This window comes from Paraburkholderia sp. SIMBA_053, assembly GCF_046534895.1.
GTDB lineage: Bacteria > Pseudomonadota > Gammaproteobacteria > Burkholderiales > Burkholderiaceae > Paraburkholderia > Paraburkholderia caledonica.
The window spans coordinates 68,594-92,263 of sequence record NZ_JAWRXU010000010.1 but is presented as its reverse complement, the minus strand read 5'-3'; the positions used below and the strand labels follow the sequence as shown (position 1 = coordinate 92,263).

Annotated in this window: 20 protein-coding genes; 9 read left to right on the top strand and 11 right to left on the bottom strand. The window is 61.8% G+C overall.

All coding sequences use genetic code 11. From position 1 onward, the window contains the following. Positions 1-4 precede the first annotated feature (4 nt). Positions 5-961: a LysR family transcriptional regulator gene (locus tag SB753_RS25380; protein WP_088175985.1), complete on the bottom strand. Its 957-nt coding sequence runs from the start codon at positions 959-961 to the stop codon at positions 5-7. Between the two features lie 775 nt (positions 962-1,736). Continuing rightward, entirely contained in the window at positions 1,737-2,789 is a 1,053-nt protein-coding gene (locus SB753_RS25375; protein WP_020070394.1) for an NAD(P)-dependent alcohol dehydrogenase, read from the bottom strand. Between the two features lie 343 nt (positions 2,790-3,132). Between SB753_RS25375 and SB753_RS25370 the strand changes: the two genes are divergently transcribed. Next, entirely contained in the window at positions 3,133-4,122 is a 990-nt protein-coding gene (locus SB753_RS25370) for an AraC family transcriptional regulator (protein WP_027805004.1), read from the top strand. Positions 4,123-4,132: 10 nt separating this feature from the next. On the opposite strand, the gene SB753_RS25365 is transcribed toward SB753_RS25370, so the two are convergent. Both SB753_RS25365 and SB753_RS25360 read right to left on the bottom strand, forming a co-directional pair. Next, complete coding sequence (locus SB753_RS25365) at positions 4,133-4,474, bottom strand: zinc ribbon domain-containing protein YjdM (RefSeq protein WP_027805005.1); 342 nt, start codon at positions 4,472-4,474, stop codon at positions 4,133-4,135. Between the two features lie 88 nt (positions 4,475-4,562). Further along, complete coding sequence (locus SB753_RS25360) at positions 4,563-6,041, bottom strand: diguanylate cyclase domain-containing protein (RefSeq protein WP_087754455.1); 1,479 nt, start codon at positions 6,039-6,041, stop codon at positions 4,563-4,565. A gap of 182 nt (positions 6,042-6,223) precedes the next feature. Between SB753_RS25360 and SB753_RS25355 the strand changes: the two genes are divergently transcribed. The 3 genes from SB753_RS25355 to SB753_RS25345 all read left to right on the top strand — a co-directional run bounded on the left by SB753_RS25355 (position 6,224) and on the right by SB753_RS25345 (position 10,231). Next, positions 6,224-7,156: a 2-hydroxyacid dehydrogenase gene (locus SB753_RS25355; RefSeq protein ID WP_410802451.1), complete on the top strand. Its 933-nt coding sequence runs from the start codon at positions 6,224-6,226 to the stop codon at positions 7,154-7,156. 130 nt (positions 7,157-7,286) lie between these two features. Then, positions 7,287-8,396: an ABC transporter substrate-binding protein gene (locus SB753_RS25350; RefSeq protein WP_410802449.1), complete on the top strand. Its 1,110-nt coding sequence runs from the start codon at positions 7,287-7,289 to the stop codon at positions 8,394-8,396. After that, on the top strand, positions 8,396-10,231 hold the full coding sequence (locus SB753_RS25345) for a histidine kinase (RefSeq protein WP_410802447.1): 1,836 nt from the start codon (positions 8,396-8,398) through the stop codon (positions 10,229-10,231). Before SB753_RS25350 ends, SB753_RS25345 begins: the two co-directional genes overlap by 1 nt. A 54-nt stretch (positions 10,232-10,285) precedes the next feature. Here SB753_RS25345 and SB753_RS25340 read toward each other — a convergent pair whose 3' ends face one another. Both SB753_RS25340 and SB753_RS25335 read right to left on the bottom strand, forming a co-directional pair. After that, positions 10,286-12,871, bottom strand: a complete 2,586-nt coding sequence (locus SB753_RS25340; RefSeq protein WP_410802445.1) for an adenosylcobalamin-dependent ribonucleoside-diphosphate reductase — start codon at positions 12,869-12,871, stop codon at positions 10,286-10,288. Positions 12,872-13,085: 214 nt separating this feature from the next. Next, the gene (locus SB753_RS25335; RefSeq protein WP_027779345.1) at positions 13,086-13,373 is read right to left on the bottom strand and encodes a DUF3331 domain-containing protein; all 288 of its coding nucleotides are present in this window, start codon (positions 13,371-13,373) and stop codon (positions 13,086-13,088) included. Between the two features lie 360 nt (positions 13,374-13,733). Between SB753_RS25335 and SB753_RS25330 the strand changes: the two genes are divergently transcribed. Next, positions 13,734-14,834, top strand: coding sequence for an AI-2E family transporter (locus SB753_RS25330; protein WP_410802444.1), 1,101 nt, complete (start codon positions 13,734-13,736; stop codon positions 14,832-14,834). A 50-nt stretch (positions 14,835-14,884) separates the two neighbouring features. Here the strand turns inward: SB753_RS25330 and SB753_RS25325 are convergent, their stop codons facing one another. Next, the gene (locus SB753_RS25325; RefSeq protein ID WP_020070406.1) at positions 14,885-15,757 is read right to left on the bottom strand and encodes an alpha/beta hydrolase; all 873 of its coding nucleotides are present in this window, start codon (positions 15,755-15,757) and stop codon (positions 14,885-14,887) included. 180 nt (positions 15,758-15,937) lie between these two features. Continuing rightward, positions 15,938-17,047 (bottom strand): OpgC domain-containing protein, encoded by a 1,110-nt coding sequence (locus tag SB753_RS25320; RefSeq protein WP_020070407.1) that lies wholly within the window; start codon positions 17,045-17,047, stop codon positions 15,938-15,940. 474 nt (positions 17,048-17,521) lie between these two features. Here SB753_RS25320 and SB753_RS25315 point away from each other — a divergent pair, with 474 nt between their 5' ends. Next, positions 17,522-18,682: a porin gene (locus tag SB753_RS25315; protein WP_020070408.1), complete on the top strand. Its 1,161-nt coding sequence runs from the start codon at positions 17,522-17,524 to the stop codon at positions 18,680-18,682. Positions 18,683-18,800: 118 nt separating this feature from the next. On the opposite strand, the gene SB753_RS25310 is transcribed toward SB753_RS25315, so the two are convergent. Beyond that, complete coding sequence (locus SB753_RS25310; RefSeq protein WP_227471270.1) at positions 18,801-19,244, bottom strand: hypothetical protein; 444 nt, start codon at positions 19,242-19,244, stop codon at positions 18,801-18,803. A 157-nt stretch (positions 19,245-19,401) separates the two neighbouring features. On the opposite strand from SB753_RS25310, the gene SB753_RS25305 reads away from it, so the two are divergent. Continuing rightward, positions 19,402-19,818 carry a hypothetical protein gene (locus SB753_RS25305; protein ID WP_020070410.1) on the top strand — a complete coding sequence of 139 codons (417 nt, stop codon included), beginning with the start codon at positions 19,402-19,404 and terminating at the stop codon, positions 19,816-19,818. A 449-nt stretch (positions 19,819-20,267) separates the two neighbouring features. Then, complete coding sequence (locus tag SB753_RS25300) at positions 20,268-21,200, top strand: peptidoglycan DD-metalloendopeptidase family protein (RefSeq protein ID WP_410802441.1); 933 nt, start codon at positions 20,268-20,270, stop codon at positions 21,198-21,200. Positions 21,201-21,220: 20 nt separating this feature from the next. Here SB753_RS25300 and SB753_RS25295 read toward each other — a convergent pair whose 3' ends face one another. Both SB753_RS25295 and SB753_RS25290 read right to left on the bottom strand, forming a co-directional pair. After that, on the bottom strand, positions 21,221-22,048 hold the full coding sequence (locus SB753_RS25295; protein ID WP_087754447.1) for an alpha/beta fold hydrolase: 828 nt from the start codon (positions 22,046-22,048) through the stop codon (positions 21,221-21,223). A gap of 437 nt (positions 22,049-22,485) precedes the next feature. Next, positions 22,486-22,884, bottom strand: coding sequence for a hypothetical protein (locus SB753_RS25290; protein WP_020070413.1), 399 nt, complete (start codon positions 22,882-22,884; stop codon positions 22,486-22,488). 329 nt (positions 22,885-23,213) lie between these two features. On the opposite strand from SB753_RS25290, the gene SB753_RS25285 reads away from it, so the two are divergent. Further along, positions 23,214-23,669, top strand: a complete 456-nt coding sequence (locus SB753_RS25285; protein WP_020070414.1) for a (2Fe-2S)-binding protein — start codon at positions 23,214-23,216, stop codon at positions 23,667-23,669. Position 23,670 lies beyond the last annotated feature (1 nt).

Sequence of the window (23,670 nt, the reverse complement as noted above, 5' to 3'; positions counted from 1 at the left end):
CGCTTCACGCGGGATGCAAGCCACGCAGCAATTGACGCACGCGCGAGAGATCCTGATCGACGTGCTCAGCGTTTTCGAACAACTCCGCGAGCCAGTCCACGAATGCGCGCACGCGGGGCGACACACGGCGATTCTTCAGATAGGCGACCGAAACAGGCATGGGCACAGGCTTCCATTGCGGAAGTACTTCGCGCAATAGTCCAGAGTCGAGGTACGGTTGCGCGGCGATCCGCGCAGGTTGAATGAGCCCGTGGCCTTGCAGTCCGCAGGTGAGATACGCCTGCTCGTCGCTGACCTTCACGAAACCATTTACCTTGACGCTTTGCGCTTCGCCGTCCACTTCGAAATCGAATGCGACTTCGCGGCCGTTATGCGGCGACATGCAATTGACCGCGACGTGCCCGCGCAGGTCGTCGAGGTCGGTAGGCGTGCCGTATCGATCGAGATAATCCGGGCTTGCGCAGGTGACATGCTCGAGCGTGCCGAGATGCCGCGCGACGAGATTCGAGTCCGGCAGTTCACCGAGCTGGATGCTGCAGTCGATTGCTTCGGACACCAGATCCACCGTACGGTTGCTGACGCCAACGGCAAGGTCGAGGTTGGGATAGCGCGTATGGAAGTCGTCGAGCGCAGGCAGCACGATTGCGCTTGCCACCGAGCCAGGCATTTCAATGCGTAGGCGGCCGGTGAGGTTATCGGTGGCGTGCCGGATGCTGGCTTCCATTTCGTCGATATCGGCGAGGATTTGCGCACAGCGTTCGTAATAGGCGGCGCCTTCCGGAGTGACGCTGAGCCGCCGCGTGGTGCGGGCGAGCAACTGCGTGCCGAGCAGGGCTTCCAGATTCTGGACGATGGTAGTCGCCGTCGCGCGCGGAATGTTCAGCGATTCCGCTGCGCGGGTGAAGCTGTTCGTGTCCACGATCCGGATGAATGTGCGCATGGCGGTTATTCTGTCTATCATTCGGTGCCTCTCGTTTGGATTTAGCTTTTTGCCTTTGCGGCGGGCTGTTTGGGTGTTTGCTTGATTACGCTGGGGTTCTTTGAACCTTTGGCCTCTCCCTGTTTTCACGGCGGTCTATTAGCGTTGCCCCTGTGCGGGGCGGCACTTACTTTCTTTGCGGCCGCAAAGAAAGTAAGCAAAGAAAGCGGCTCACACCGCTAGCTCATAAGTGGGTACCCTGGCTCAGAGAGGGCAGTGGTGCATCTGGAATCCGTGCCCTCGCACATTCCGCACTCGTGACAAGGCAGTCATACTTCCCGCCTCGCGCGGTGCGCTTGTCGGAAAGGTGCACGGAACACCGTGCGCGCTTTGACGCGTATCGGTAGTACTTCCGATCGAAAACTTGGGCGCGACATGACTGCCCGCAACAAAAAGTACCGGCGGTTTTATGAACGACCGCCACGGCGCGCGAAGCGCTGCCGGAAGAATGACTGCTTTGTCACGAGCGTGGAATGTGCGGGAGCACGGATTCCAGATGCACCACTTCCGGTTGCAGGCCACGGCGCCCACTTATGAGCTAGCGGTTTGAGCCCGCTTTCTTTGCTTACTTTCTTTGCGGCGGCAAAGAAAGTAAGTGCCGCCCCGCACAGGGGCAACGCTAATAGACCGCCGTGAAATCAAGGAGAGGCCAAAGGTCCCACCCAGAAACAGAACTCCAAACCACAAAAAGCAAAAAACAAAGCCACCGCCCGCAGGCGCGAAAAAAATACCGCGCCGCAGGCAGCAACCCTCTCGATCACTTCCGCAAAGAATCGAGATCGATCACAAATCGATACTTGACGTCGCTCTTCAACATCCGCTCATACGCCTCATTGATCTTCTGCATCGGAATGACTTCGACGTCCGAAGTGATTCCGTGCTCACCGCAGAAGTCCAACATCTCCTGCGTCTCGGCAATCCCGCCGATCAGTGAGCCAGCCAGGCGGCGGCGCTTGAGAATCAGGTTGAACACTTGCGGCGACGGATGATCGTGCTCCGGCGCGCCTACCAGCGTCATCGTTCCATCGCGCTTGAGCAGGTTAAGGAACGGGTTCAGGTCGTGCGGCGCAGCCACCGTATTCACAATCAGGTCGAAGCTGTTCGCATGCGCTTCCATTTCTTGCGCGTTCTTCGAGATCACCACCTCGTGCGCGCCTAGCCGCTTCGCGTCCTCGATCTTCGACGGCGACGTCGTGAACAGCACGACATGCGCGCCCATCGCACGCGCCAGTTTCACGCCCATGTGACCCAGACCGCCGAGGCCGACAACGCCGACCTTCTTGCCGGGGCCGGCGCCCCATGTGCGCAGCGGCGAATACGTCGTGATGCCCGCGCACAGCAATGGCGCAACGCCGGCGGGGTCGAGATTTTGCGGCACACGCAACGTGAATTCTTCGTCGACGACGAGTTGCGTCGAATAACCGCCGTACGTAATCTGTCCGTCGACGCGGTCCACGCCGTTATAGGTACCGACAAAACCGTTCTCGCAATACTGCTCGAGCCCTTCGGCGCAACTTGCGCAGGTGCGGCACGAGTCGACGAGGCATCCCACGCCTACGAGATCGCCTGTCTTGTACTTCGTGACGTCCGTTCCCACGGCGGTGACGCGGCCGACGATCTCGTGACCGGGCACCACGGGATACACCGTGTTCTTCCATTCGTTGCGGGCCTGATGCAGGTCGGAGTGACACACGCCGCAATACAGCACTTCCATCTGTACGTCGTGCGCGCGCAGTTCGCGGCGCTGGATTTCAAACGGGGCGAGCGGCGCGCTGGCGTCGGTCGCGGCATAGGCATATGTCGTGCTCATGGGTAGCTCCAGCAAAAGAGGGTGGATGTTGCAAGCCGCCCGCGATGGGCGATACATGTCGCCGATGCGGCCAGGTCTTGCCAATGTTTCGATCAGAGCGTCGGACCACCGCGCGGATCGGAACGCCCGCATGGGTGGCGAGTTCGTGAACATGAACTGCCGACCAGACTGGTGGCGTAGCGCGGAAAGGATGATCCGGCAGGGTTCCCATAGTAGGAGCGCGAGGCCACTCAGTGAATACCTGAATGTCTTGAAGATTTGCCTAAAACTCCTGGAGCGGAGCGCACCAGGCAGTTTGGTGCTAAATTTCAAGCATTATTCTCTTGCACGTCACTATATCGTCATGTCGCAGCACTCGTCCGAACTGTCGTCACCCTCAGCCGAACTTCCAGTGGCTGACGCCGCGCAGCAGCGCCTGATCGAAGTATTCGACATGCTCGCGCCGAAGCCCGGCATGACGCGTTCGAGCCTTGAGGGTGTGAACCTGATGCGTGCCAACAGCCCGCTGCCGCGCATGCCGGTCATGTACGAGCCGAGCATTGTTATTGTGTGTCAGGGGCGCAAGCGCGGCTATCTCGGGGACCAGGTGTTCCAGTACGATGCGCAGCAGTACCTCGTGCTGTCCGTGCCGCTGCCGTTCGAATGCGAGACCGAGGCGAGCTTTGATCAGCCGTTCCTCGGCATCTCGATCCGGGTCGATCTGACCATGGTGGCCGAGTTGCTGATGGCGCTCAACGAAACGCAAGGCGCCGCGAAGAACGAACCGCTCGGCATTTACTCGACGCCGCTCGATCCCGCTTTGAGCAGCGCGGTGCAGCGTCTGCTGGATGCGCTGGCGTCGCCGCTCGACGCGCGCATTCTCGCGCCCAGCATCGTGCGCGAAATCTGCTATCGGGTGTTGACCGGCGAGCAGGGCGACGCGATTCGCGCGGCGCTCACGCACCAGAATCATTTTGGCCGCGTTGCAAAGGCGCTGCGTCGCATCCACGCCGATTATCACGGCGCGCTCGACGTCGATACCCTTGCTGCGGAAGCCGGCATGAGCCTCGCTGTTTTTCACGCGCAATTCAAGGCAGTGACAGCGACTTCGCCGATGCAATATGTGAAGACCACGCGTTTGCATCACGCGCGCCTGTTGATGGTGCAAGACGGTTTGAATGCGGGCGCCGCAGCGGCGCGCGTAGGTTATGAAAGCGCCTCGCAATTCAGCCGGGAATTCAAGCGCCTGTTTGGCCTGAGTCCCGTCGACGAAGTGAAGCGCATGCGGGCAATCTACGACTCACCGCCGCCGCGAATCGTGCAGCCAGTCGCGCGTTATGTCACGGCCGTGTAAGCGCGCTGCCTCACACCTTCTTCAGATACGCCGCCTTCAACATGAAGTTGCCGGCGTCCATTTTGCAGTCCACCTCGTGATCGCCGCCGGCGAGCCGAATGCTCTTCACTTTCGTGCCCATTTTCAGGGTGATCGAAGAGCCCTTTACTTTGAGATCCTTGATCAGCACTACCGCATCGCCGTCGGCGAGCACATTGCCGTTGGCGTCCTTGACCACGCGTTCGTCTGACTGGTCAGCGGATGTGACGGCGGCGATTGGCCACTCGTGCGCGCAGTCGGGGCAGACATAGTTCTCGCCGTCCGGGTAAGTGTTGTCCATTGCGCATTGGGGGCAGGCGGGAATTGTCGACATGGTTCTTTTCGGAAGGCGCGTACGCCGAGGATCGGGATCGGTTGAGGGGGGCGAGTATAGCCGACGCCTGCGTCGCGCTATCCCGCTTTCAGACGCCGCTGGCGTCCACACTGGGCCGCAGTTCGTAGTGCGAGCGTTTTTCTTCGTACATCAGCAGATCCGCGCGCTGCACGCCGGCTTCAAGGCGGTCCCCGCGTTGGCACGTCGCGGCTCCCATTGAAAAGCTCAGCGGCGAGCCCGGATAAAACTGATTGTTCATTTCGACGAGTTGGCGAATTGCGTCGATCATCGCCGCGCCGCCGCGCTCGTCCGTGTTCGGCATCAGGATCGCGAACTCGTCCCCGCCGATACGGGCGGCCTGGAACGGCGACTCCATCGCTTTCGCCAGCACTTCGCCTGCGCGGCGCAGCAGCGCATCGCCGGCAGCGTGGCCGAGCTGGTCGTTCACGCGTTTCAAGCCGTTCAGATCAGCCATGATGATGGTGACGGGCCACGGACCTTTGCGCTCGAGCCGGTTCAGTTCGTCCACATAGAACGAACGATTGCGCAGCTTGGTGAGCACGTCATGCTTGCCGAGAAATTCGAGGTACGCTTCGGCCTTCTTGCGTGCGGTGATATCGGTCAGCGCGACGAGCACGAGGTCCCAGTTCTTTTCGTGACCGGGCAGCACCGAGAATTGCAGATGCACGTGCACCTCGCTGCCGTCGAGCGAATAGTTGAGCACCTCGCGCTGCTGGAACAGTTTGCCTTCCCACAGGTCGAGTAACTGCTCGCGGAAATGCGGCCCCATGTCGTCGCGGAACACTTCCGGCAGGCGCGCGAGCAGCGTTTTTTTGTCCGGCGCGGCAAACATTTCGAGCGTGTGCCAGTTCACGTCGAGCACGTGAATCTCCTGCATGCAGCGCTCGACGAACTCCGGATGCACATCGGTAAATACGCGGAAATCGCTAATGCCGGCCGCCCGCGCTTGATCGAGCAGTTGCTTGACCGCGCTGAAATCCTCGACCCATAGCGATACCGGCGAATGCTCGAACAGGCCGCGCGCATATTCCTCGGCGAGCGTCACGCGACGCCGCGCCGCCTCCAGTTCGGTGATGTCTTCCACCGACACCAGCACGCGGTCCCAGCGCTCCTCGTGACCCGGCAGCACGGAGCCCTTCAGCAGTACGTCGAGGCGCCGACCACCAAGCGTGTAGTTCACGGTCTGGCTCGTGAAGTGCGCTTGCCCGGCCCACAACTGACACAGTTCTTCCAGGTGCGTCTTCAGCATATCGTCGCGGAACACCGTGGCGAGATTGTCGTTGAGCGTGGCGAAATCGGCGGCTTCGAATTGCGTCAGCGTCTTCTGATTCACCTTGATGACGCGAATGCTACGGGCGCATTCCGCAACCCGTTCGGGCGCATTCGCGAAGTGCGCGCGCAGGTCGGTCACGCCTTCGGCGCGCCATGCGTCGAACAGATCGCGCACGCCGCTGAAGTCTTCGACCCATAGCGAGACGGGCGCGAGGTCGAACATCTTCGAATCGTCGTTGGCGGGCTTGGGGACGCCTGGCAGAGTATCCAGCATGAGGTTCTCTTAGCGAAAAGTCCTGCTATTTTACGGCCCCTTTGAAGCCGCCTAAAAAACAAACGGCTTTCATCGGCTTGCAGCAGGGCTTCGCGTCAGCACGCAATAATTGGTCTTGCTACACTCGATTGGACGCGTTTCGTTTGCAACCTGCACACACGCCACCGGGAAAAAGGACGGACATGAAGCCTTCTCTGCTGATTCTCATTCACCTCGACGACGCGAGCCGCGCTTCTATCGAGGCAGAATTCGATAGCGTCTACGCGCCCGATCCGGCGCAACATGCCGCTGTCATCGCCACTCACGGCGCAATGATCCGCGCGGTGCTGACGAACGGTACACGCGGGCTCAGCGCGGCTGAGATCGATCGCATGCCGAAGCTGGAATTCGTCAGCGCACTCGGCGCGGGCTACGAAAACGTTGCCGTCGACCATGCGCGCTCGCGCGGCATCGTGCTCGTGAACGGAGCGGGCACCAACGATCACTGCGTCGCCGACCACGCGTTCGCGTTGCTCCTGTCGATCGTGCGCGATGTGCCGCGACTCGACGAGGCGACGCGTGAAGGCGTATGGCGCGATGCATTGCCGATGCGTCCGGACGTCTCGGGCAAGCGTCTCGGCATCGTGGGGCTCGGCAACATCGGCGAGAAGATCGCGCGGCGCGGCGCCGGCTTCGACATGGAGATCGGCTATCACAACCGCAAGCCGCGCGAAGGCACATCGTTATCGTATTTCGACGGCGTCGAAGCACTCGCGCAGTGGTGCGACTTCCTCGTGATCGCGACGCCCGGCGGTGCGGGTACGCATCATCTGATCGGCGCCAGGGTTTTTGAGGCGCTGGGCCCGGATGGTTTCGTCGTCAACGTTTCTCGCGGCAGCGTGCTCGATACCGCTGCGCTCGCGCAAGCGCTCGTAGCAGGGACGATCGCAGGCGCGGCACTCGACGTCTACGAGGGCGAACCGCAGCCGCCTGCTGCCTTGCTGAAGTTGCGCAACGTGGTGTTGACACCGCACGTCGGCGGACGCTCCCCCGACGCGATAGCGGCAGCCGTGAACAATTTTCTGCGAAACGCTGCCCGGCATTTCGCCGGCGAGCCTGTGTTGACCCCGATCTGACCAGACGCCGCTGTCTTTCGTCTGTCCATTGCGACCTCTGTGAACGCCGCCTACGCATTTGCCAGAGGTGCAATGACGTGGCGGTAGATTCATAATGAGTATCCCGCGTCATGGTCGGCCTATTGGTGATATGAAACGCAGAGATGCGCTCGCTGCATGCTCGCTAGGCGCTCTGCTCGGCCCGGTCAGTCTGGCTCGCGCATCGGCGGGCAGACCTCGTGTGGTGTTCCTCAACCCGGGTGAGGCCGTCGAGCATGGCACCGGACAGCACTGGCAACTGGTGTCGGAATTCATGGGCATTGCGGCGCGGTCTTTCGACATGCGTCTCGACGTTGTGTACGCCGAGCGGGATCATCTGCTTATGTTGCGTCAGGCCGAGGAAGTCGCGCGCCGCGCCGATCCTCCCGATTACGTGGTGATCGTCAATGAAAAAATGGCCGCCCAGCAGATGCTTCAGTCGCTTGCCCGCTCGTCTTCGAAAGTTGTCGTCATTCATAACGACGTGACCGCGCGGCAACGTCGTGAAATCGGCGACGAACGGCAAGCCATACGGAACTGGATCGGAACGGTGACAGCCAACGCGGCGAGCGGCGGCTATCGCCTGATGAGCTATTTGTGCGGCCGGCTAGCCGGCGAACCGGCCAGGGTGATCGGCATCACCGGAGATCCCAACACGCCGGTTTCGCAGGAACGCGCCTCGGGTGTCGACGCGTTCCTGTCGCGCGTCGGCGGCTCGCGGATGTATCAACTGGTGTTTAGCGACTGGAGCTATGCGGATAGCGAGGAAAAGACGCGCGTGCTGCTTGCGCGCTATCGGGACACCAATCTTGTTTGGGCTGCTAATGATTCAATGGCGCTAGGCGCGTTGAGCGCGGTCCGGTCGCGGGGCGCGCGGGTGCTCGTAGGCGGCATGGGCGCGCTGCCAGGCGCGCTGCGCAGCGTCGCCGAGGGTGGACTTGCCGCGATGGTGGGCGGCGACTACTTCATCGGCGCGTGGGCGATGGTGCTGCTATACGACTACCATCACGGCAAAGATTTTGCGGCATCGGGAGGCGCCCGCCAGGCGCTGGACTTTCTGAGCGTGGTTCATCAGGGGAACGTCGAGCGCTTTAACCAGGCGATCTTCGATCATGGCGACGAACTCGATTTCACGATGTTTTCGAAGGTGCGCCATCCCGAGCCCGGCCCCTACGATTTCAGTCTCGCGCGGCTTGTCGGTCCATTCGCCGGGAGCGGGTGATGCGTCCATTTTCGCTTCCGGGTCTACGCTCGTTGAATCTGCACGCGAAGCTCATGCTCGCGCTCGCGATACTGGTCGCGGTGGTCGCGGGCACGTCGGCTTATCTGCTGATCGAGCGCCAGCGCGCGCAGAAATTTTCCGAACTCGAAGAACGTGCTGCGCGCATTTCCGATCTGTTCAGCCGTTCGCTCGCGTTGCCGCTCTGGAACGTGGACCGCGGCGCGATCAGCGCCCAGCTTGCCGCGCTTTCGCCGAATCCGGAGGTCGTGCAGTTCACGGTCACCGCGGTAGGCTATGGCGTCGTGGCCGAGGCGAAGGGTGCACGCCGTGCCGACCCGTCCAGCGACGTGGTGCGGGTGCGGCCGATTGAATACCAGCCGCCCGGCAATGCGCCGCGCGAGAAGCTCGGCGAGGTCCGCGTTCAACTGTCGAGAGCACCTGCAATGCAGGCAATGCGCGATGCGCGCAACGCAATTCTCGCGACGATAGCCGCCATGGTCGCCACGCTCTATGCGGCCACGCTGGTCCTGCTGAATGGCATGGTGCGAGGCCCCGTCAACCGGCTCGAAGAAATGGTGGACCGCATAGCAGGCGGCAATCTCGATGCGCGTTGCGCGGTGGAGTCCGACGACGAACTCGGCCGCCTCGCCGCGCGCGTCAATGCAATGGCGGATCGCCTGCGCGAATCGACGGCGCGCCTTTACGACAGTGAACAGAAGTACCGGAGCATTGTTGAAAACGCACTCGAAGGCATTTTCCGCCTGCACCGCAACGGCTGGCTGGAGGAAGCCAATCCGGCGATGGCGCGTCTGCTCGGCTATGGCAGCGCAGCGGCGCTGGTCGCTGCCGGAACCGGCGAGCCGGGCAAGCGGCCGTTTTCGTCCGAGCTGGTGGAGGACCTCTTTGCGCGCCTGAAGCAGGACGGCGAAATAGCCGAGCTCGATTTGCAGCTCACGCGACCTGACGGCACGGCTATCTGGGTACAACTGAGCGCGCGCGGCGTCGCGCACTCGCACGGCGATATCGTTCGGCTTGACGGTTTGCTTGCCGATGTCACGGCTCGCAAACATGCGCTGGACAATCTGCGCCGCCACCGCGACAGGCTTCAGGTGGAAGTCGCTGAGCGCAAGCGCACCGAGCAGGAACTGCGGGCTTCGCGCGAGGAGCTTCGGCAATTGTCCTGGCACCTCGAAGTGATTCGTGAAGAGGAAAGAAAGCGTATCGCACTCGAAATTCACGACGAACTCGGCCAGCTTCTGACCGCGCTGAAGATCGACATTTCATTGCTGCAGATGAAACTGGCGGGCAATCCGGACGCGCTGCGCAAGACCGAAGCAATGCGCGAACTCGTCGAGAAAACCATGTGGATGGTGCGCAATGTGGCCAATCATCTGCGGCCTGCAGCGTTGAATTTCGGCATTGTGTCCGCGCTAGAATGGCTCGCCGAGGACTTCCACGGACGCCACCACATTCGCTGCTCGTTCGTGACATATGGCGACGAACCCGCACTCGAGGATTCGTGCGCGACGGCCATTTTCCGCATTGCGCAGGAGTCGCTCACCAATGTGGCGCGCCACTCGCGCGCGTCGCGCGTGGTATTGACGCTGCGTTCGGACGACGCGTCGATCGACCTGGAGATTCGCGACGATGGTTGCGGTTTCGATCTGAATGCCGTGTCGGCCGGGCACCGCGGCTCGTACGGATTGCTCGGCATGGCCGAGCGCGCCCGCCTGATCGGCGGAGCGCTCTCGATTGCGAGCAGCGCCGGTTCGGGTACTGTCGTCGCGGTGCGCATTCCTCTATCGGACGATGTGCGGGCAACGTTCGTGTCGTGAGTTGGTGTGATGAGTCGTTTCAGACTCGTCACGATTCGTAGCGGCCCGCGCCCGTCACCCGCAAGCCCCCACTTCGCCGCACGCCGTGCAGAAGTCGCAACCGTCCTTGCGAATCACCGCGTTCGCGCCGCACGACCCGCATTTGCGCCCCAGCATCGTATGCAGTCCTGGTAGCACGCCGGGTTGCGTCGATTGCAATGTGCTGGTTTCGGCTTCGCCCGGATGCGGGCGGATGCCGAAGTCCGCGGGCAACGCCGTTTCCGCTTTCATCTGTCCGCGCGGCAAACGCGCGAGCAGGCGCGATGGAACCTGATTGCCCTCGGCATCGAGGAATCCACGCCGATGCAGGATCTGCTGGATTGCAAAGGCGAGGGCGGCGACTTCCGAATCGTGCCAGCGCGGCGTGCGGTGACCGTCCAGACGCTGCACTTCGCCAAGACGCACTTGCCCGCGATCCCACGACACCTTACGCATGTCCTGCAGATTGCGTGCGACGAACCCGCCGCGCGCGGCGAGCGACAGCGAACGCATGGTGGCCGTGATCCATTGCTGCGACTCGTCGCGCTGACCGGTCGGGATAAAGAACTCGATGGGCCGCTCGATCGTCACGTCTTCTCCGCCGAGACGCCCCGTCACCTCGATAAACGACACCGCGACGTATAGCGATTTCTTGCCGGCTTGCGTCAGATACTCGACCTTCTCGATGATCGCCGGCAACTCGCCTTTCGGCCGATGGTCGATCGCGATACGCAGCGGATCGAGATCGGTTTCGGCCAGCGTGTCGTCGGCTTGGGGCGGACTCACGCTGAGCACCGCGCCGAGGGTTTCGTTCGGCCGATACGTGGCGAGACCCTTGAGGCCGCTTTTCCACGCATCGAAATAGAGGCTCTCGAAGGCGCCGAACGGATAGTCGGCGGGCACGTTGACCGTCTTCGAGATCGACGTGTCCACGTAAGGCTGCACGGCCGCCATCATGTCCAGATGATCGCGCGCGGACATTTCGAGTGCGCTGACAAAATAGTCGGGCAGCCGGCTCACGTCGCCGCCCAGCTCGCGATAAAGCCGGTACGCGTAGTCTTCGACATCGAACGATTCGCGGCCGCCGTCCGCCATCACCTTCATGCGCGTGTAGGTCCACGAGAATGCAGGCTCGATGCCGTTGGACGCGTTGTCCGCGAATGCGAGGCTTACGGTCCCGGTCGGCGCGATCGACAGAAGATGGCTATTGCGAATACCGTGGCGGCGAATCGCCTCCTTGATGTCGTCGGGCAAGCGCGATGCGAACGTGCCCGCTTCGAGGTAGCGCGCGGCATCGAAGAGCGCAAACGCGCCGCGCTCCTTCGCGAGTTCCACCGAAGCGCGATACGCCTCGTCGCGCATCAGCCGCGCAATACTCACGGCGAAGTCGCGGCCTTCCTGCGAGTCGTAGCGCAAGCCGAGCATTACGAGCGTATCGCCGAGTCCGGTGAAGCCCACGCCGATGCGGCGTTTCGCGCGCGATTCTTCGTATTGCTGCGGCAGCGGCCACAGCGTGACGTCGAGCACGTCGTCGAGAAAACGCACCTGCGTGCGCGTGCGCCTCGCGAGACCGTCCCAGTCGAATGACGGCTTGCCGCCTTTCATTTGCGCGAACGGATCGATCACGAAACGCGTGAGATTCAGCGGGCCGAGGTTGCAGCAGCCATAAGCGGGCAGCGGTTGTTCGCCGCAAGGGTTGGTCGCGCGAATCGTTTCGACGGCGCGCAGGTTGTTGTCGTCGTTCATCCGCGAGATGAAGACGATGCCCGGTTCTGCGACGTCGTAAGTGGAGCGCATGATGCGGTCCCAGATCTCGCGCGCGGGCCGCTCGCTGTAGACCCACATACCGTCGTTCCGCTGTCTGACGTCGCCTGCCGCGCGCAGCGCCGGCGACGGCTCGGCGCGATGCACGAGCTGCCAGGGCTGATCTTCTTCGACCGCCCGCATGAATTCGTCGGTTACGCCGACAGAGACGTTGAAGTTGTTCCAGCGTCCCTTCGAGTGCTTCGCCTCGATGAATTCGAGCAGGTCCGGATGATTGCAGTCGAGCACGGCCATCTGGGCGCCGCGCCGCGAGCCCGCGCTTTCGACCGTGCGGCAGGACGCGTCGAACACATCCATATAACTGCACGGCCCGGACGCCGACGAACTCGTGGTGTGAACGCGCGCGCCCTTGGGCCGGATCGCCGAAAAGTTGTAGCCGACGCCGCCGCCGCGGCGCATCGTCTCCGCGGCTTGCAGCAGCGCGACGTAGATGCCGGGCAGCCCTTGTTCGTCCACGCCTTGAATCGCGTCGCCGACCGGCTGCACGAAGCAGTTGATCAGCGTGGCCGCGATGCCGGTGCCCGCCGCGCTCATGATGCGGCCGGCGCCGAGCGCGCCGTGTCGCAGGTTATCGACGAAAAGCGCTTCTACCGATTCGCGCAGTTCCGGCGGTTCGGCCTCGGCGACGCCGCGGGCGACGCGCCTGAAGATGTCGTCGGCGGATTGTTCGTCGCCTTTCGCGTACTTTTCGAGCAGGACGTCGGTGGCAAATTGCTGCGGAGCGACTAAAGGAGTGGGAGGCGCGCTCGCCGCGCCGGTGTCCTGCCGGGTCGACGGATGCGGCGTGTCTTCTGCCATGGTATGCCCTCGAGCAGCGCCGTGGCGCGCACGGCGCGATAGGTGAATATGCACGTCACGTTACCGCCGCGCGGTGGGCAGGCGGGTGACGTAACGCAAGCAGGTCCACCTTAACGCACGTGGCGAAGGGCCGCAATCGGGGGAGGGTTGTGCGCGGCGCGGTCTTGGAACCGTGTGGCCGCGCCGGCATGCAGACACGGATACAGCAGAAAAATCAGGCTTCGGCAGGTAGCGCGCCGACAATTTCGGCGCAAATCATGGCGGAAGCATTCGCCGGCGCTGGGCGCTCGGCCGGCTTGAACACCGCGTCGCCGCGTCGAATCTTGCGACGCGTCACCGCGCAGGTTCCGGAAGTGTGCGCGGATCTGCGCCGCCAGCGCTGCTCGCCGTAATGACATCGCCCCGGCTCGACCCAGCGGATCACCAGCGTCGTGTCGGAGCGCTCGAGAATTTCGATGCGTACGCCGTTGGTACCGTCAAGGGGGATGGACTCCAGGGTCATCATCGTCGGCTCCGTATTTGTGGGTGTGCCGAATGTAGACCTGCGCGCGCCGCAGAGCCATTGTGTCCCCGTTGAAACACTGTTCCCCAATTAGCAACAATCAGACTTGACTTTCGAAGGGGCTTGAATCGGCGGGGCCTAGCGGCGAGCTTGCTATCACGAAATCGGATAGGAGCGTTTTTTGCAACGCAGTGTTGTAATCGCTGAGACACCAGAACCGCGGTCAGAGGCGTGCGCGCGCTTCCTTTAAGATGTCATTGCGATGGTTCGAGCGCGTCCCGCAAGTCTAACGTGTTTGGCTTTGGCGAGTCGGCTCGCGCGCATCCCGGTTTCAACATTGGCATTAATAGAAGAGCTCACATGAATTCACGTCCACCCGTCACCCCGCCAGGCTCGACGCATTCCACGGAGTTGCCGGCAACGCCTGGGCGCGTCAAGAAGCAGAGGGCGGCTTCGCTGGTGCTTTACATTGGGCTCGTGCTGCTGGCGTTGTGGGTCGTGCGCGACTTCATCCCGGTGGTCGCCTGGGCAGGCGTGCTGGCGATTGCCTTGTGGCCGCTGCTGCGCAAGGTCGAAGGCAACCGCTGGCTCACCGGCCGCACCACCTTGATCGCAGCCGTGCTGACCCTTGCGATAGCGTTGCTCGTGGTGCTGCCGGTCGGCATCGGCATTGCGCAGGCCTTGCGCGAAGCGCGTGACCTCAGCGAGTGGTTCAAGACCGCGCAGGAGAACGGCATTGCAATGCCGGATTTCCTTCACCGTTTGCCGTTCGGTGCACAGCAAGTCGCGGCGTGGTGGCAGACCTATCTCGCGCCGCCGTTGCGCGATTCCGCAGCGATGAAGGGCTTGCACAGCACCACGGTCGTCACGCTCGGGCGGCACTTCGGCGCGCGCGCCGTGCATGCGGTCACCGTCTTCGCATTCATGCTGGTGACGTTGTTCGTGATCTTCCAGGCAGGGCCGCGTCTGTCGGGCGCATTGAGCCGGGGCCTGCGGCGCGGTTTCGGTGAAGACGGCGCGCAGCTCGTTCAGCGCATGGCCACGGCGGTACGCGGCACCGTGTCCGGACTCGTGGTAGTCGGACTCGGCGAAGGCGCGTTGCTCGGCGTCGCCTATTTCGTAACGGGCTTGCCGCATGTGGCGCTGCTTGCGCTCATCACCGCGATTGCTGCGATGTTGCCGTTCTGCGCACCGATTACTTTCAGCCTCGCCGCGTTGTGGCTGTTCTCGCAAGGATCGGTGGCCGGCGCAATCGGTCTGCTGGTGTTCGGTGCGATCGTGGTGTTCGTCGCTGAGCATTTCGTGCGGCCCGTGCTGATCGGCAACTCGACGCGCCTGCCGTTTCTGCTGGTGCTCTTTGGCATTCTCGGCGGCGCCGAGACGTTCGGCCTGCTCGGCCTCTTTATCGGCCCCGCGTTGATGACCGTGCTGATGGTGCTGTGGACCGATCTCGTGCAGTAGTTGCATGCACATCAATGCAATGCCCGGTCCCGCTCTGCGCGGCGCCCGCCTCAGGGCCGCTGATTCGACGGATGCTCCTGCACCGGCGATCTCGCGCAGCCGAGTGTGTATTTCAATGCGCCCGGTAGAAGGGCGCTCCATACGTCCCACGTGTGGCCGCCGTCGATAATGCGCAGCGCTGCCGGATTGCCGGCCAACCGAAGGTGCGTGTAAAGCAAAGACGCGTCGGCCTGAATGGCGAGATCGTCGTCGCCGGCGGCGATAAAGACGGGCACGCGATAAGGCCGGCTCATATAGCGCTCCCACTGCGCCGGGTAGTTCAGTTCGTGCCAGATGCGCGGATCGAATTGCCGCTCCCCGAACACGCCGACACGTCGCGCGGCCGAACCGCGCGGCGGCTCGTTTGCATAGATGGCAGGGCTTAGCAGCAGCGCGCCGCAAAACCGTTCCGGCTGCGTCATCACGTAGCGCAACGCGCCGAAGCCGCCCATCGAGACGCCGCCGATCATCCGCCCGGCGCGCTGGGTCGACACGGCGTAGTGCGTTTCGATCTCTGGGAGGAGATCGTCGAAGAAAGCGGTCTCCATCTTTTCCTTGCGATCGACGTACCAGTCGGTGCCGCCTTGCGGCATCACGACCGCGACCGGCGGGATATCGCGGTGTTCGATCAGCGCGTCGACCGTGCTTTGCAGATGGCCTTGGGTGATCCAGTCATTCGCGTCGCCATTGTTGCCGTGCAGGAGATAGATGACCGGAATGCGCGCCGCATCCGGACGATAGCCGGTCGGCAGATAAAGCGTGTAGGACCAGTCGCGTCCGAGCGCGGACGAATGGAAGCTTCGATTCGTTACCGTGCTTGCAAAAGACGAAGCGCCGCAAGCGGCGCAAAGAACAGCCAGCACGGAGTGTAGGAATGGACGCATGTCAGGGTAGGAAGCAGCCGCGCCAGATGACGCGCGGCCGTCATGCTATCAGCATCCGGTGGCTCTTTGTCCAAAGAGCTTTACGGCGATCCTCTGTTCCGGATACCGGGCACGCAGTGGGGTGAAAGCTTTGCAAAGCGGCGTGTCGAGAGTGCCGCCGTGCCTATTGCCTTCGGCGCGTTACGGCGACGTGCGGAGTCGCGTGGTGAAAAGACGCGTCACGAGGCGCTTGAGCGGCTCGGTCCCGCACGCGACGGCGAACAAGGCCGTGACCGCGCACGCGTCGGCGAGCAGACCGAGCGGATAGTTCAGATAGCCGTCGGTTGCCGCATACAGCACCGAGTCCACCACGAGCGAGATCACTGCGCCGGCGATGAAGCAAAGCAGGCCCTTGCGTCCAATGACACCGATCAACGGCAGCGACTCAGCGAGTTTTTTTGCCCAGCCAAGCTCGATCAGGTTGGCGACAAGCCATGCGATGGCGAGGAAGTTGACCGCTCGCAAGTAGGACAGATTCTGCTTGAAGCTCGCATCGAGCGGCTCACGTTCAATAAAGAGCTTGTAGTAAGCGGCGAGCGCCACTACCGAGCACGCCGCGAAAGTGACGAGCCAGCCCAAGCGATGTTCGCTCACTCGCTGATAGACGGGCTGGCAGCGCGCGAGCGCGCCGAGCACGAACAGCAACTGCCAGGCGAACGGGTTGAAGTCCCAATGCATGTCGGGCGCGGCCGGCAGATACGCATTGATGGCCGGCGCGCCGGCCCACAGCGCGACGCTGCCGGCAAGCAGAAGCCAAGGCTTGCTGCGCGCAAGCGGCAGGATCATCGGCACGAGCAGCGCGAAGAAAGCGTACATGGGCAACACCGACGCAAGGTAAGGCTGGCGGCGGAACAACAGGATGTCACGCATGGCGGCGACGGGCGTGTCCATCAGGTCGTCGAGGTCGGTGATCGCGAGGTTCGGCGCCTCGATGCTGAATGCGTTCAGGACCGCGCTCACGAGCAGCATCAGGCCGGCGGTCACGAGAAACGCGCGATAGATTTCCAGCGAGCGCCGCAGGAAGCGGTTGCGCGCGATGGTTTCGCTACGCCGCTCGGCGAGCGCCGCGTAGGCCGTCGCGGTAGCAAAGCCGCCGAGGAAGACGAAGACTTCCGCGGCGTCGCACAGCGCATACGCGTGCAGCGTGACGCGCGACAGAATGCTTCCGCCGATGTGGTCCACCACGATGATCAGCAGAACGAGTCCGCGAAAAAAGTCGAGCTCGACTAAACGGGATTGCGACGGTTTCATTGTTTTTATGCCAAAAGCAGCCGCGTGCGACGGCGCGCTCTTTCAGCGCGTCGGGCGTCTCACATGGCTTTGGAATAGTGGATGAGTGCTGCGGCGGCCGCGCAATCGCGTTGCCGCTGTCGACCGGCACGAAGGCACGGTTGCACGATGCAGTAAAAATGACCCGGGCAGAGCGGCGGAGTTCCGCTTCGGTGCCGCGAAAGTCAGCGATTATATTTCTTTCTGTGACAAGTCTGCTCGGAGTCACGCAAATGGGAAGCCCGCCCATATGGGTTGTCGGCGGAATAGGCGGTTAAAGACAGTGGAGATTTCGCAACGTTTTGACATATCCAGGCGACACCCAATGGACGGACGGCTTACGGCGTGTGAGGATTTCCCGTAAGCGCGTCAGGCATCTAGAAGCGCGTTGTCGTAGGGTCAAGAAGAAGGCGTCGGATCGAGTTAGGCCCATTACTCGAGTGCAGGGGGATCGTCATGAACAAGCAAGTGTTCGCGCTCGCTGTTTCCACCGCTGTGTCCGCCGCTTTCAGCGCACCAGCTTCGGCGCAGACGAGCGTCACGCTGTACGGCGTGCTCGACGAAGGCATCAACTACACGAACAACGCCGGCCGTGGCCATGCCTACGAGTTGGCGAGCGGCTATGCGCAAGGCAGCCGATGGGGGCTCAAGGGCGCGGAGGAACTTGGCGGCGGCCTCAAGGCGATTTTTCAGCTCGAGAATGGTTTCGACCTGAGTTCGGGGCGATTCAATCAGGGTGGCCGTATGTTCGGGCGGCAGGCTTTCGTCGGCCTGAGCGCGGACCGCTTTGGCACGTTGACGTTCGGGCGCCAATACGATTCGGTAGTCGATTATCTGGCGCAGACCACGGCCAATGGCAATTGGGCCGGCTCGCTCTTCTCGCACCCCTACGATAACGACAACACGGATAACTCGTTTCGCCTCAACAACACCGTCAAATACACGAGCCCGTCGCTTAGCGGTTTCCAATTCGGCGGCACGTACAGCTTCAGTAACGATACCAACTTCGGCAATAACCGCGCTTATAGCGTCGGCGGACAGTACGCCTATGGAGGGCTGCTCGTGAGCGCCGCCTATTTACAGGCCAATAATCCCGGCAATGGCGTGAATGGCGCAATTACCGCCAATGACGCGAGCTTTATCGCAACCCGTATGCGCGTATTCGGTGGCGGCATTACCTATAACTTCGGTCCGGCTACGGCGGGCTTTGTATACAGCAACTCGAATTATCTGAATCCGACCGGCAATGGTTATCTCGGCGTTACGCCGCTCGTGCCGCCCGGCGTATTGCTGAATTCGTTGAAGTATCAGAACTTCGAGTTGAACGGAAAATACCAGTTTTCACCGGTGCTGTTCGTCGGGGCGCAATACGTGTACACGATGGAAAATTACGACGCGTCGAGCGGCGGCGTCAAACCGAAAATCCATTCGTTTGGTTTGATGGCCGATTACAACCTGTCCAAGCGCACCGATGTCTACATTCAAGGCGAGTACCAGCACGTGACTGGCGATTCCACTTACTCGATACTCGATGATGCGTTTATAACCGGCGCGCAAGCGCCGTCGTCGACATCGAAACAGGTCGTGGTGCGCGCCGCGATACGGCATAAATTCTAGATCCGGCCTGTACGCCGCCGCCGATAACGACGATACAAAAGAAAAACGCGCCCGGTGAGCAGTTCACCGGGCGCGTCGTTTTTTGCCGGTCATTCGCACCGGCTGCTTCATTCGATACTCAGTTCATCAGGACGTTTTGCACCAGAATGCCGGCCATCACGCCTGCGGGAATACCGAAGGTTCGGCCGCGGAGAGTCGCACTCAGATCTTCGTCGAGAATAAAGCTGCTGCGGCGCTTGCTCCATACCGTCTTGTACAGAACCGGCCTGGTGTCGGCGATAAGGAGCGAGATGACCGCCGTCGCAATGACCTGTTCGAATGCATGCAGTCTGGCCATGAGCGGGGAAAATTCAGCCCCGACGCAGAACAGCACCATGATGGCGGTAGCGATCACGGCGCCAAAGAAGAAACCGCTCATGAAGCGGTTGGCTGATGTAAGAGAATCCACTTGAGCCTCGACTTCTTCATCGTCCGGGTGAGGGTTGATGAAGCAAAATATTCTGAAGGGAAGGTATTTCAGTTGAGTAACTGGGGAGCTTTTTCGGTGCGCGGCAGTCAGCAACAAAAGAGGCCTAAGAATATTTTTTTTATGCTCTTCAACCTATCGTCCGTTTCCTAATCACGCTTCGGAGAAATCCTAAAGCGCGAGGGCGGATACGGGCTCCGCCCCGGCTTAGTCAACCGTGGGACATTGACCTGACTTCTTCGATGGAGATTTCATGAGCAATCGTGCGACGCAAATTCTTCCTCACCATCGCTATGTTCATTCGCTGGGCGCGCCGCTCGCCTGCGTGCAAGGCACAATCAGCAAAGTATTCGCGAGTCCGGACAACCACCACGGCGCGAATCATCAGCATATGGTCATCAAGATCGACAAAGTGTTGAAGTTCGAAGGCGGCACGCAAAACCTGGTGGGCACAGAAGTGTTCGTGGCGGTTCGCTTCGGCGACAACGAGGGACTGTCCGAAGAGATTCCCGGACTACAAGCCGGTCAACCGATCGAGGTGCAAGGCGAATACATTCCCGAGGCGAGCGCCTATCCGACCGACGACAATTCGGACCCTGTCCTGCCAGTCCTGCATTTCACTCACCATCCCGTCGGCTACGTACGCTATGCGGGGCAGTACTACAGCTGACACTCGCAGGTCGACTGCTGTGCGTGGCCCATCGCCTTTTCGAACCGGCCATTCAAGTTATGACGGCGGCGTGCCGTTAAGCAGATGGCGTCGACCGCGTTGCCCGCCCGTTGCGCGCGCAACGACGCATGCAAGGCCGTGCGTAACGTTTGTATCAGACTGTGTGACGCGCCGGGTTTTCTGTTGAAGCCACTTTACAATTCTGCTGGGAATTTAGTCCGGTCTGGCCCGTACTCGAAGGGAGTGGCTGCTTTGAGCGCCCGAATCCGCCGCCGCGCGAGCGACGAATCGACGAGCCGGGCCGGTCGAATGCAAGGCAAGAACAGCAAGGGTGCGGGGCGCGCAACGCGCGCTCGCCGGGCCGCCAAACGAAAGGCTGCGCGTTGTTCAATCGCGCGCATGCGGCAAGGCGCCTGCGACCTGCCAACAAGATACGTCAGGATTCGAACATGATCGGAAAGCGTTTCGACAGAGCAATAATGGTCAGCATTGCCGGCGCGTGGCTGGCGCTTGCGATGACCGGTTGCGCGAACGTCGGGCAGCAGGGTGCGCAGGGCGACGGGGCATCGGCAACAGGCGCTACAAACGTGGCAGGCACGGCGGGACTGTCTGCATCGGCGAATACGCCGGCGCCCGCCGCCAATGAAGCCTCACCACTCAGGAAAGCGCCGCCGCTCGTGTATCGGGTCAAGCGCGGAGACACGCTGGCGCGCATCGCGCAGCGTCATCATTGCAGTGTTGGGCAGTTGCAGGCTTGGAATGGCCTCAAGGCATTGTCGCGGTTGAAGCGGGGCCAGGTGTTGCGTGTTGCATCGCCGGAAACGGTGCAGGCGGTCAACGCGGCTACGGCTGCCGCCAAAGCCGCCGCTGCTACGTCGAGCGCCTCTGTCGCGCAGACTTCCGCGGCCGATACTGCGGCAGCCGGAACGTCGTCAGCCGCGCAAGCTTCGGCCGGGCCCAGTGCCGCCGAAGCGCGCGAAGTCGCGCAACAGACCATGCGTCACGCGAACGGTGTCGCGCTCGCGTGGCCGGCGGGCGGCCGGGTGGTCGAAGGGTTTCAGCCGGGCGAAACGCGCGGCATAGAGATCGGCGGCAAGGCAGGCGATCCGGTTCGTGCTGCGGCCGACGGCAAGGTCATGTACGCCGGTACGGGGCTGAACAGCTACGGCAGTCTCATCATCGTCCAGCACAACAAAGACTTCCTCACCGCCTACTCGCATAACCGCAAGCTGCTGGTCAAGACCGGAGACATCGTTCGTCAAGGGCAGCAGATCGCCGAGATGGGCGATCAGAACAACTCACGCGTCTCGGTCGGCTTCGAATTGCGCCGCGACGGCAAGCCCATTGATCCAATGCCGTATCTGCCGCAAGGACGCGGCTAGGCGCATCTCGTCGGGCGGCTTCAGTCGAGCTGCCCGAGCCACCCCAGCGCCGCCGCGACGATTGCTTCCGGCGCATCTTCCTGCACCAGATGGCCCGCGCGCGGCACGGCCTGAAAGCGCGCCTGCGGAATCAGCGCGGCCAGACGGCGGCCGCGCTCCAGCTCAATCCACCGATCCTCTTCGCCCCACAAAATCTGCGTCGGGCAGCGCAGTTGCGGATAGCGGGGTTCGACTTCGTCTGTGTAGCGCTGATCCATTTGCGCGATCTGCCGGTAGAACGCAGCTTGCCCTGTTGCGCCGAGCCATGGTGTCACGTACGGCGCAAGCTCGTGATCTGTGATGTCGCGCGCGATCGCGCCGCGCACATACGCGTTGACCACGGCCTCGTGAATATAGGACGGCAGCCCTGCGAAGGCGTCGCCGTGGCGGCGCACGTGCTGGACGAACGGCGAACCCCACGGCGCGAGCGCGACCGGATCGATCAGCATGAGGCTGCGGTAGTCACAACCGTTGATCAGATGCGCACGCAACGACGTGGCTCCGCCGAAATCATGCGCGATCACATCCGGGCTCTTCAATTGCCAGTGCGCGAGCAACTCGGCAAGCAACTCATTCTGGACACCGAGAGACACGTCCTGGCCGTCGCACATGGCGGACTGCCCATAGCCCAGCAAATCGTAATAATGGACCGTGCGATGTTGCGCGAGATGTGGCGCGATGCGATGCCACACATAGGATGAAAACGGTGTGCCATGCACCAGCACGAGTGGCGGGCCGGTTCCTGTCACGTTGAAGCGCACGCTTTGATCGCGGAACGTATAGGTTTGGGGCAGTGGCCAGTCGTTCATGGCAGTGAGCGGTTGTGACGAAGTCTGCCTACGTTAGCAGGGCTCGCGACAGCATGCATCACGGTTTTGCGTGGTTTTAAACGGCCGGCGCCGCGATCACCTCCAGACTCTCCTCCGCTTGACCGCTCACATCCCGCAAAAGCTCACCTTAAAATTGTTCAGCAAACCCAGGCAATTTGGTCGATAGGTCTTTCATCGCCCTTGCAAAGCATGTCCTTCGACCGATCGCGCATGCCTCATCTTTACGAATCGCGCATGAATGCCCTTGAATCAGGGCGATTTTGCGCCGTCATGGTTAGCAAAGCCTGGTAATCGCTGATTGGCGACGCTCCGCCGTGTAGGAGCAACCACGCTGGATCGACGCAGACTATTCACATGCAACCGCTTGCGAACGGTGAGGAAATCCGGGAGACGCGGCCTGTCAGTGACTACTTCGACTACTTCGCTTGCGCGCCGCGCAAGAGTTGCGATACCTGGCCATGCAGATGCAGTATCGCCGGATCGGCCTGCAACAGCGGCAGATAACGCGGCAGGAAAATATTATTCGGCTGGTCGGGGGAGAAGAGGCCGGTAACGGCTTCGGCAGCGGCGATCCGGTCCGTGGCGTCGGCTTCCTTGTCGTCGAGAATTTCGTCGACGTTCGCGATGATCGTCGAGAGCGGCGTGAGCCAGCGGAAGCCTGTACCGTTGATCAGCACTTGCAGAAACGCCGCAGGCGTGACCGGGCCGAATTCTTTCTCGTACGACGCGCGCTCATGATCGAGTATCGCCTTATGCAGCGCCAGCAAAGGTCTGCGGATCTCCGAGAGGAATTGGGTGCATTGCTGGTCGTTCATGATGCGGCTCCTTCGGATGGTCAGTGCAGGTCTCGCCCATGCTAACAAAAATGCGGCGCCTGGGGCCGCTCCGGTGCCATTGCACAGCAATGGCGGGGTCCAGGCGAAGTTCTTAATGCACGGCTACAATTCGCCGAACCCTCACAGTCACTAGCGCGATGCCTGGCGTGCAGTTACGCGACGACGCGTTTGCAACGGCGCATATTGGCATTGCGCATAGTCATTGTGCATTAGTCATTGCTGTCGAATAAACGCGGCGAGTCATTGCGTTTTGAACGCCGGTCATGACTAAACAGCATGGCAAAAGATAACCCCACAAGGAGTCGCTCATGACAACATTCAATATCAACGGCGAGACACATACCGTGGACGCGCCGCCCGACATGCCTCTGTTGTGGGTCCTTCGCGATCTCGTCGGCTTGACCGGCACGAAGTTCGGCTGCGGTATCGCTCAATGCGGCGCCTGCACCGTTCATCTCGACGGCGTCGCAGTGCGCTCGTGCGTATTGCCGGCGGCGGCTGTCGGCGACAAGAAGATCACGACCATCGAAGCAGTCGGCAACACGCCCGCGGGCCAGAAGGTGCAGCAGGCGTGGCGCCAACTGGACGTGGTGCAATGCGGCTACTGCCAGTCGGGCCAGGTCATGTCGGCGGCCTCGCTGATTGCGAGCAACCCCAATCCTACCGATGCTGACATCGACGCGGCCATGGCCGGCAACATCTGCCGCTGCGGCACGTACAACCGCATCCGCGTTGCAATCAAGCATGCGGCGAAGGGAGTCTGAT

Coding starts and splice junctions, on each gene's coding strand:
- SB753_RS25380 (WP_088175985.1), bottom strand. CDS start 961: ATGATAGACAGAATAACCGCCATGCGCACATTCATCCGGATCGTGGAC.
- SB753_RS25375 (WP_020070394.1), bottom strand. CDS start 2,789: ATGAGCACGACATATGCCTATGCCGCGACCGACGCCAGCGCGCCGCTC.
- SB753_RS25370 (WP_027805004.1), top strand. CDS start 3,133: ATGTCGCAGCACTCGTCCGAACTGTCGTCACCCTCAGCCGAACTTCCA.
- SB753_RS25365 (WP_027805005.1), bottom strand. CDS start 4,474: ATGTCGACAATTCCCGCCTGCCCCCAATGCGCAATGGACAACACTTAC.
- SB753_RS25360 (WP_087754455.1), bottom strand. CDS start 6,041: ATGCTGGATACTCTGCCAGGCGTCCCCAAGCCCGCCAACGACGATTCG.
- SB753_RS25355 (WP_410802451.1), top strand. CDS start 6,224: ATGAAGCCTTCTCTGCTGATTCTCATTCACCTCGACGACGCGAGCCGC.
- SB753_RS25350 (WP_410802449.1), top strand. CDS start 7,287: ATGAAACGCAGAGATGCGCTCGCTGCATGCTCGCTAGGCGCTCTGCTC.
- SB753_RS25345 (WP_410802447.1), top strand. CDS start 8,396: ATGCGTCCATTTTCGCTTCCGGGTCTACGCTCGTTGAATCTGCACGCG.
- SB753_RS25340 (WP_410802445.1), bottom strand. CDS start 12,871: ATGGCAGAAGACACGCCGCATCCGTCGACCCGGCAGGACACCGGCGCG.
- SB753_RS25335 (WP_027779345.1), bottom strand. CDS start 13,373: ATGACCCTGGAGTCCATCCCCCTTGACGGTACCAACGGCGTACGCATC.
- SB753_RS25330 (WP_410802444.1), top strand. CDS start 13,734: ATGAATTCACGTCCACCCGTCACCCCGCCAGGCTCGACGCATTCCACG.
- SB753_RS25325 (WP_020070406.1), bottom strand. CDS start 15,757: ATGCGTCCATTCCTACACTCCGTGCTGGCTGTTCTTTGCGCCGCTTGC.
- SB753_RS25320 (WP_020070407.1), bottom strand. CDS start 17,047: ATGAAACCGTCGCAATCCCGTTTAGTCGAGCTCGACTTTTTTCGCGGA.
- SB753_RS25315 (WP_020070408.1), top strand. CDS start 17,522: ATGAACAAGCAAGTGTTCGCGCTCGCTGTTTCCACCGCTGTGTCCGCC.
- SB753_RS25305 (WP_020070410.1), top strand. CDS start 19,402: ATGAGCAATCGTGCGACGCAAATTCTTCCTCACCATCGCTATGTTCAT.
- SB753_RS25300 (WP_410802441.1), top strand. CDS start 20,268: ATGATCGGAAAGCGTTTCGACAGAGCAATAATGGTCAGCATTGCCGGC.
- SB753_RS25295 (WP_087754447.1), bottom strand. CDS start 22,048: ATGAACGACTGGCCACTGCCCCAAACCTATACGTTCCGCGATCAAAGC.
- SB753_RS25290 (WP_020070413.1), bottom strand. CDS start 22,884: ATGAACGACCAGCAATGCACCCAATTCCTCTCGGAGATCCGCAGACCT.
- SB753_RS25285 (WP_020070414.1), top strand. CDS start 23,214: ATGACAACATTCAATATCAACGGCGAGACACATACCGTGGACGCGCCG.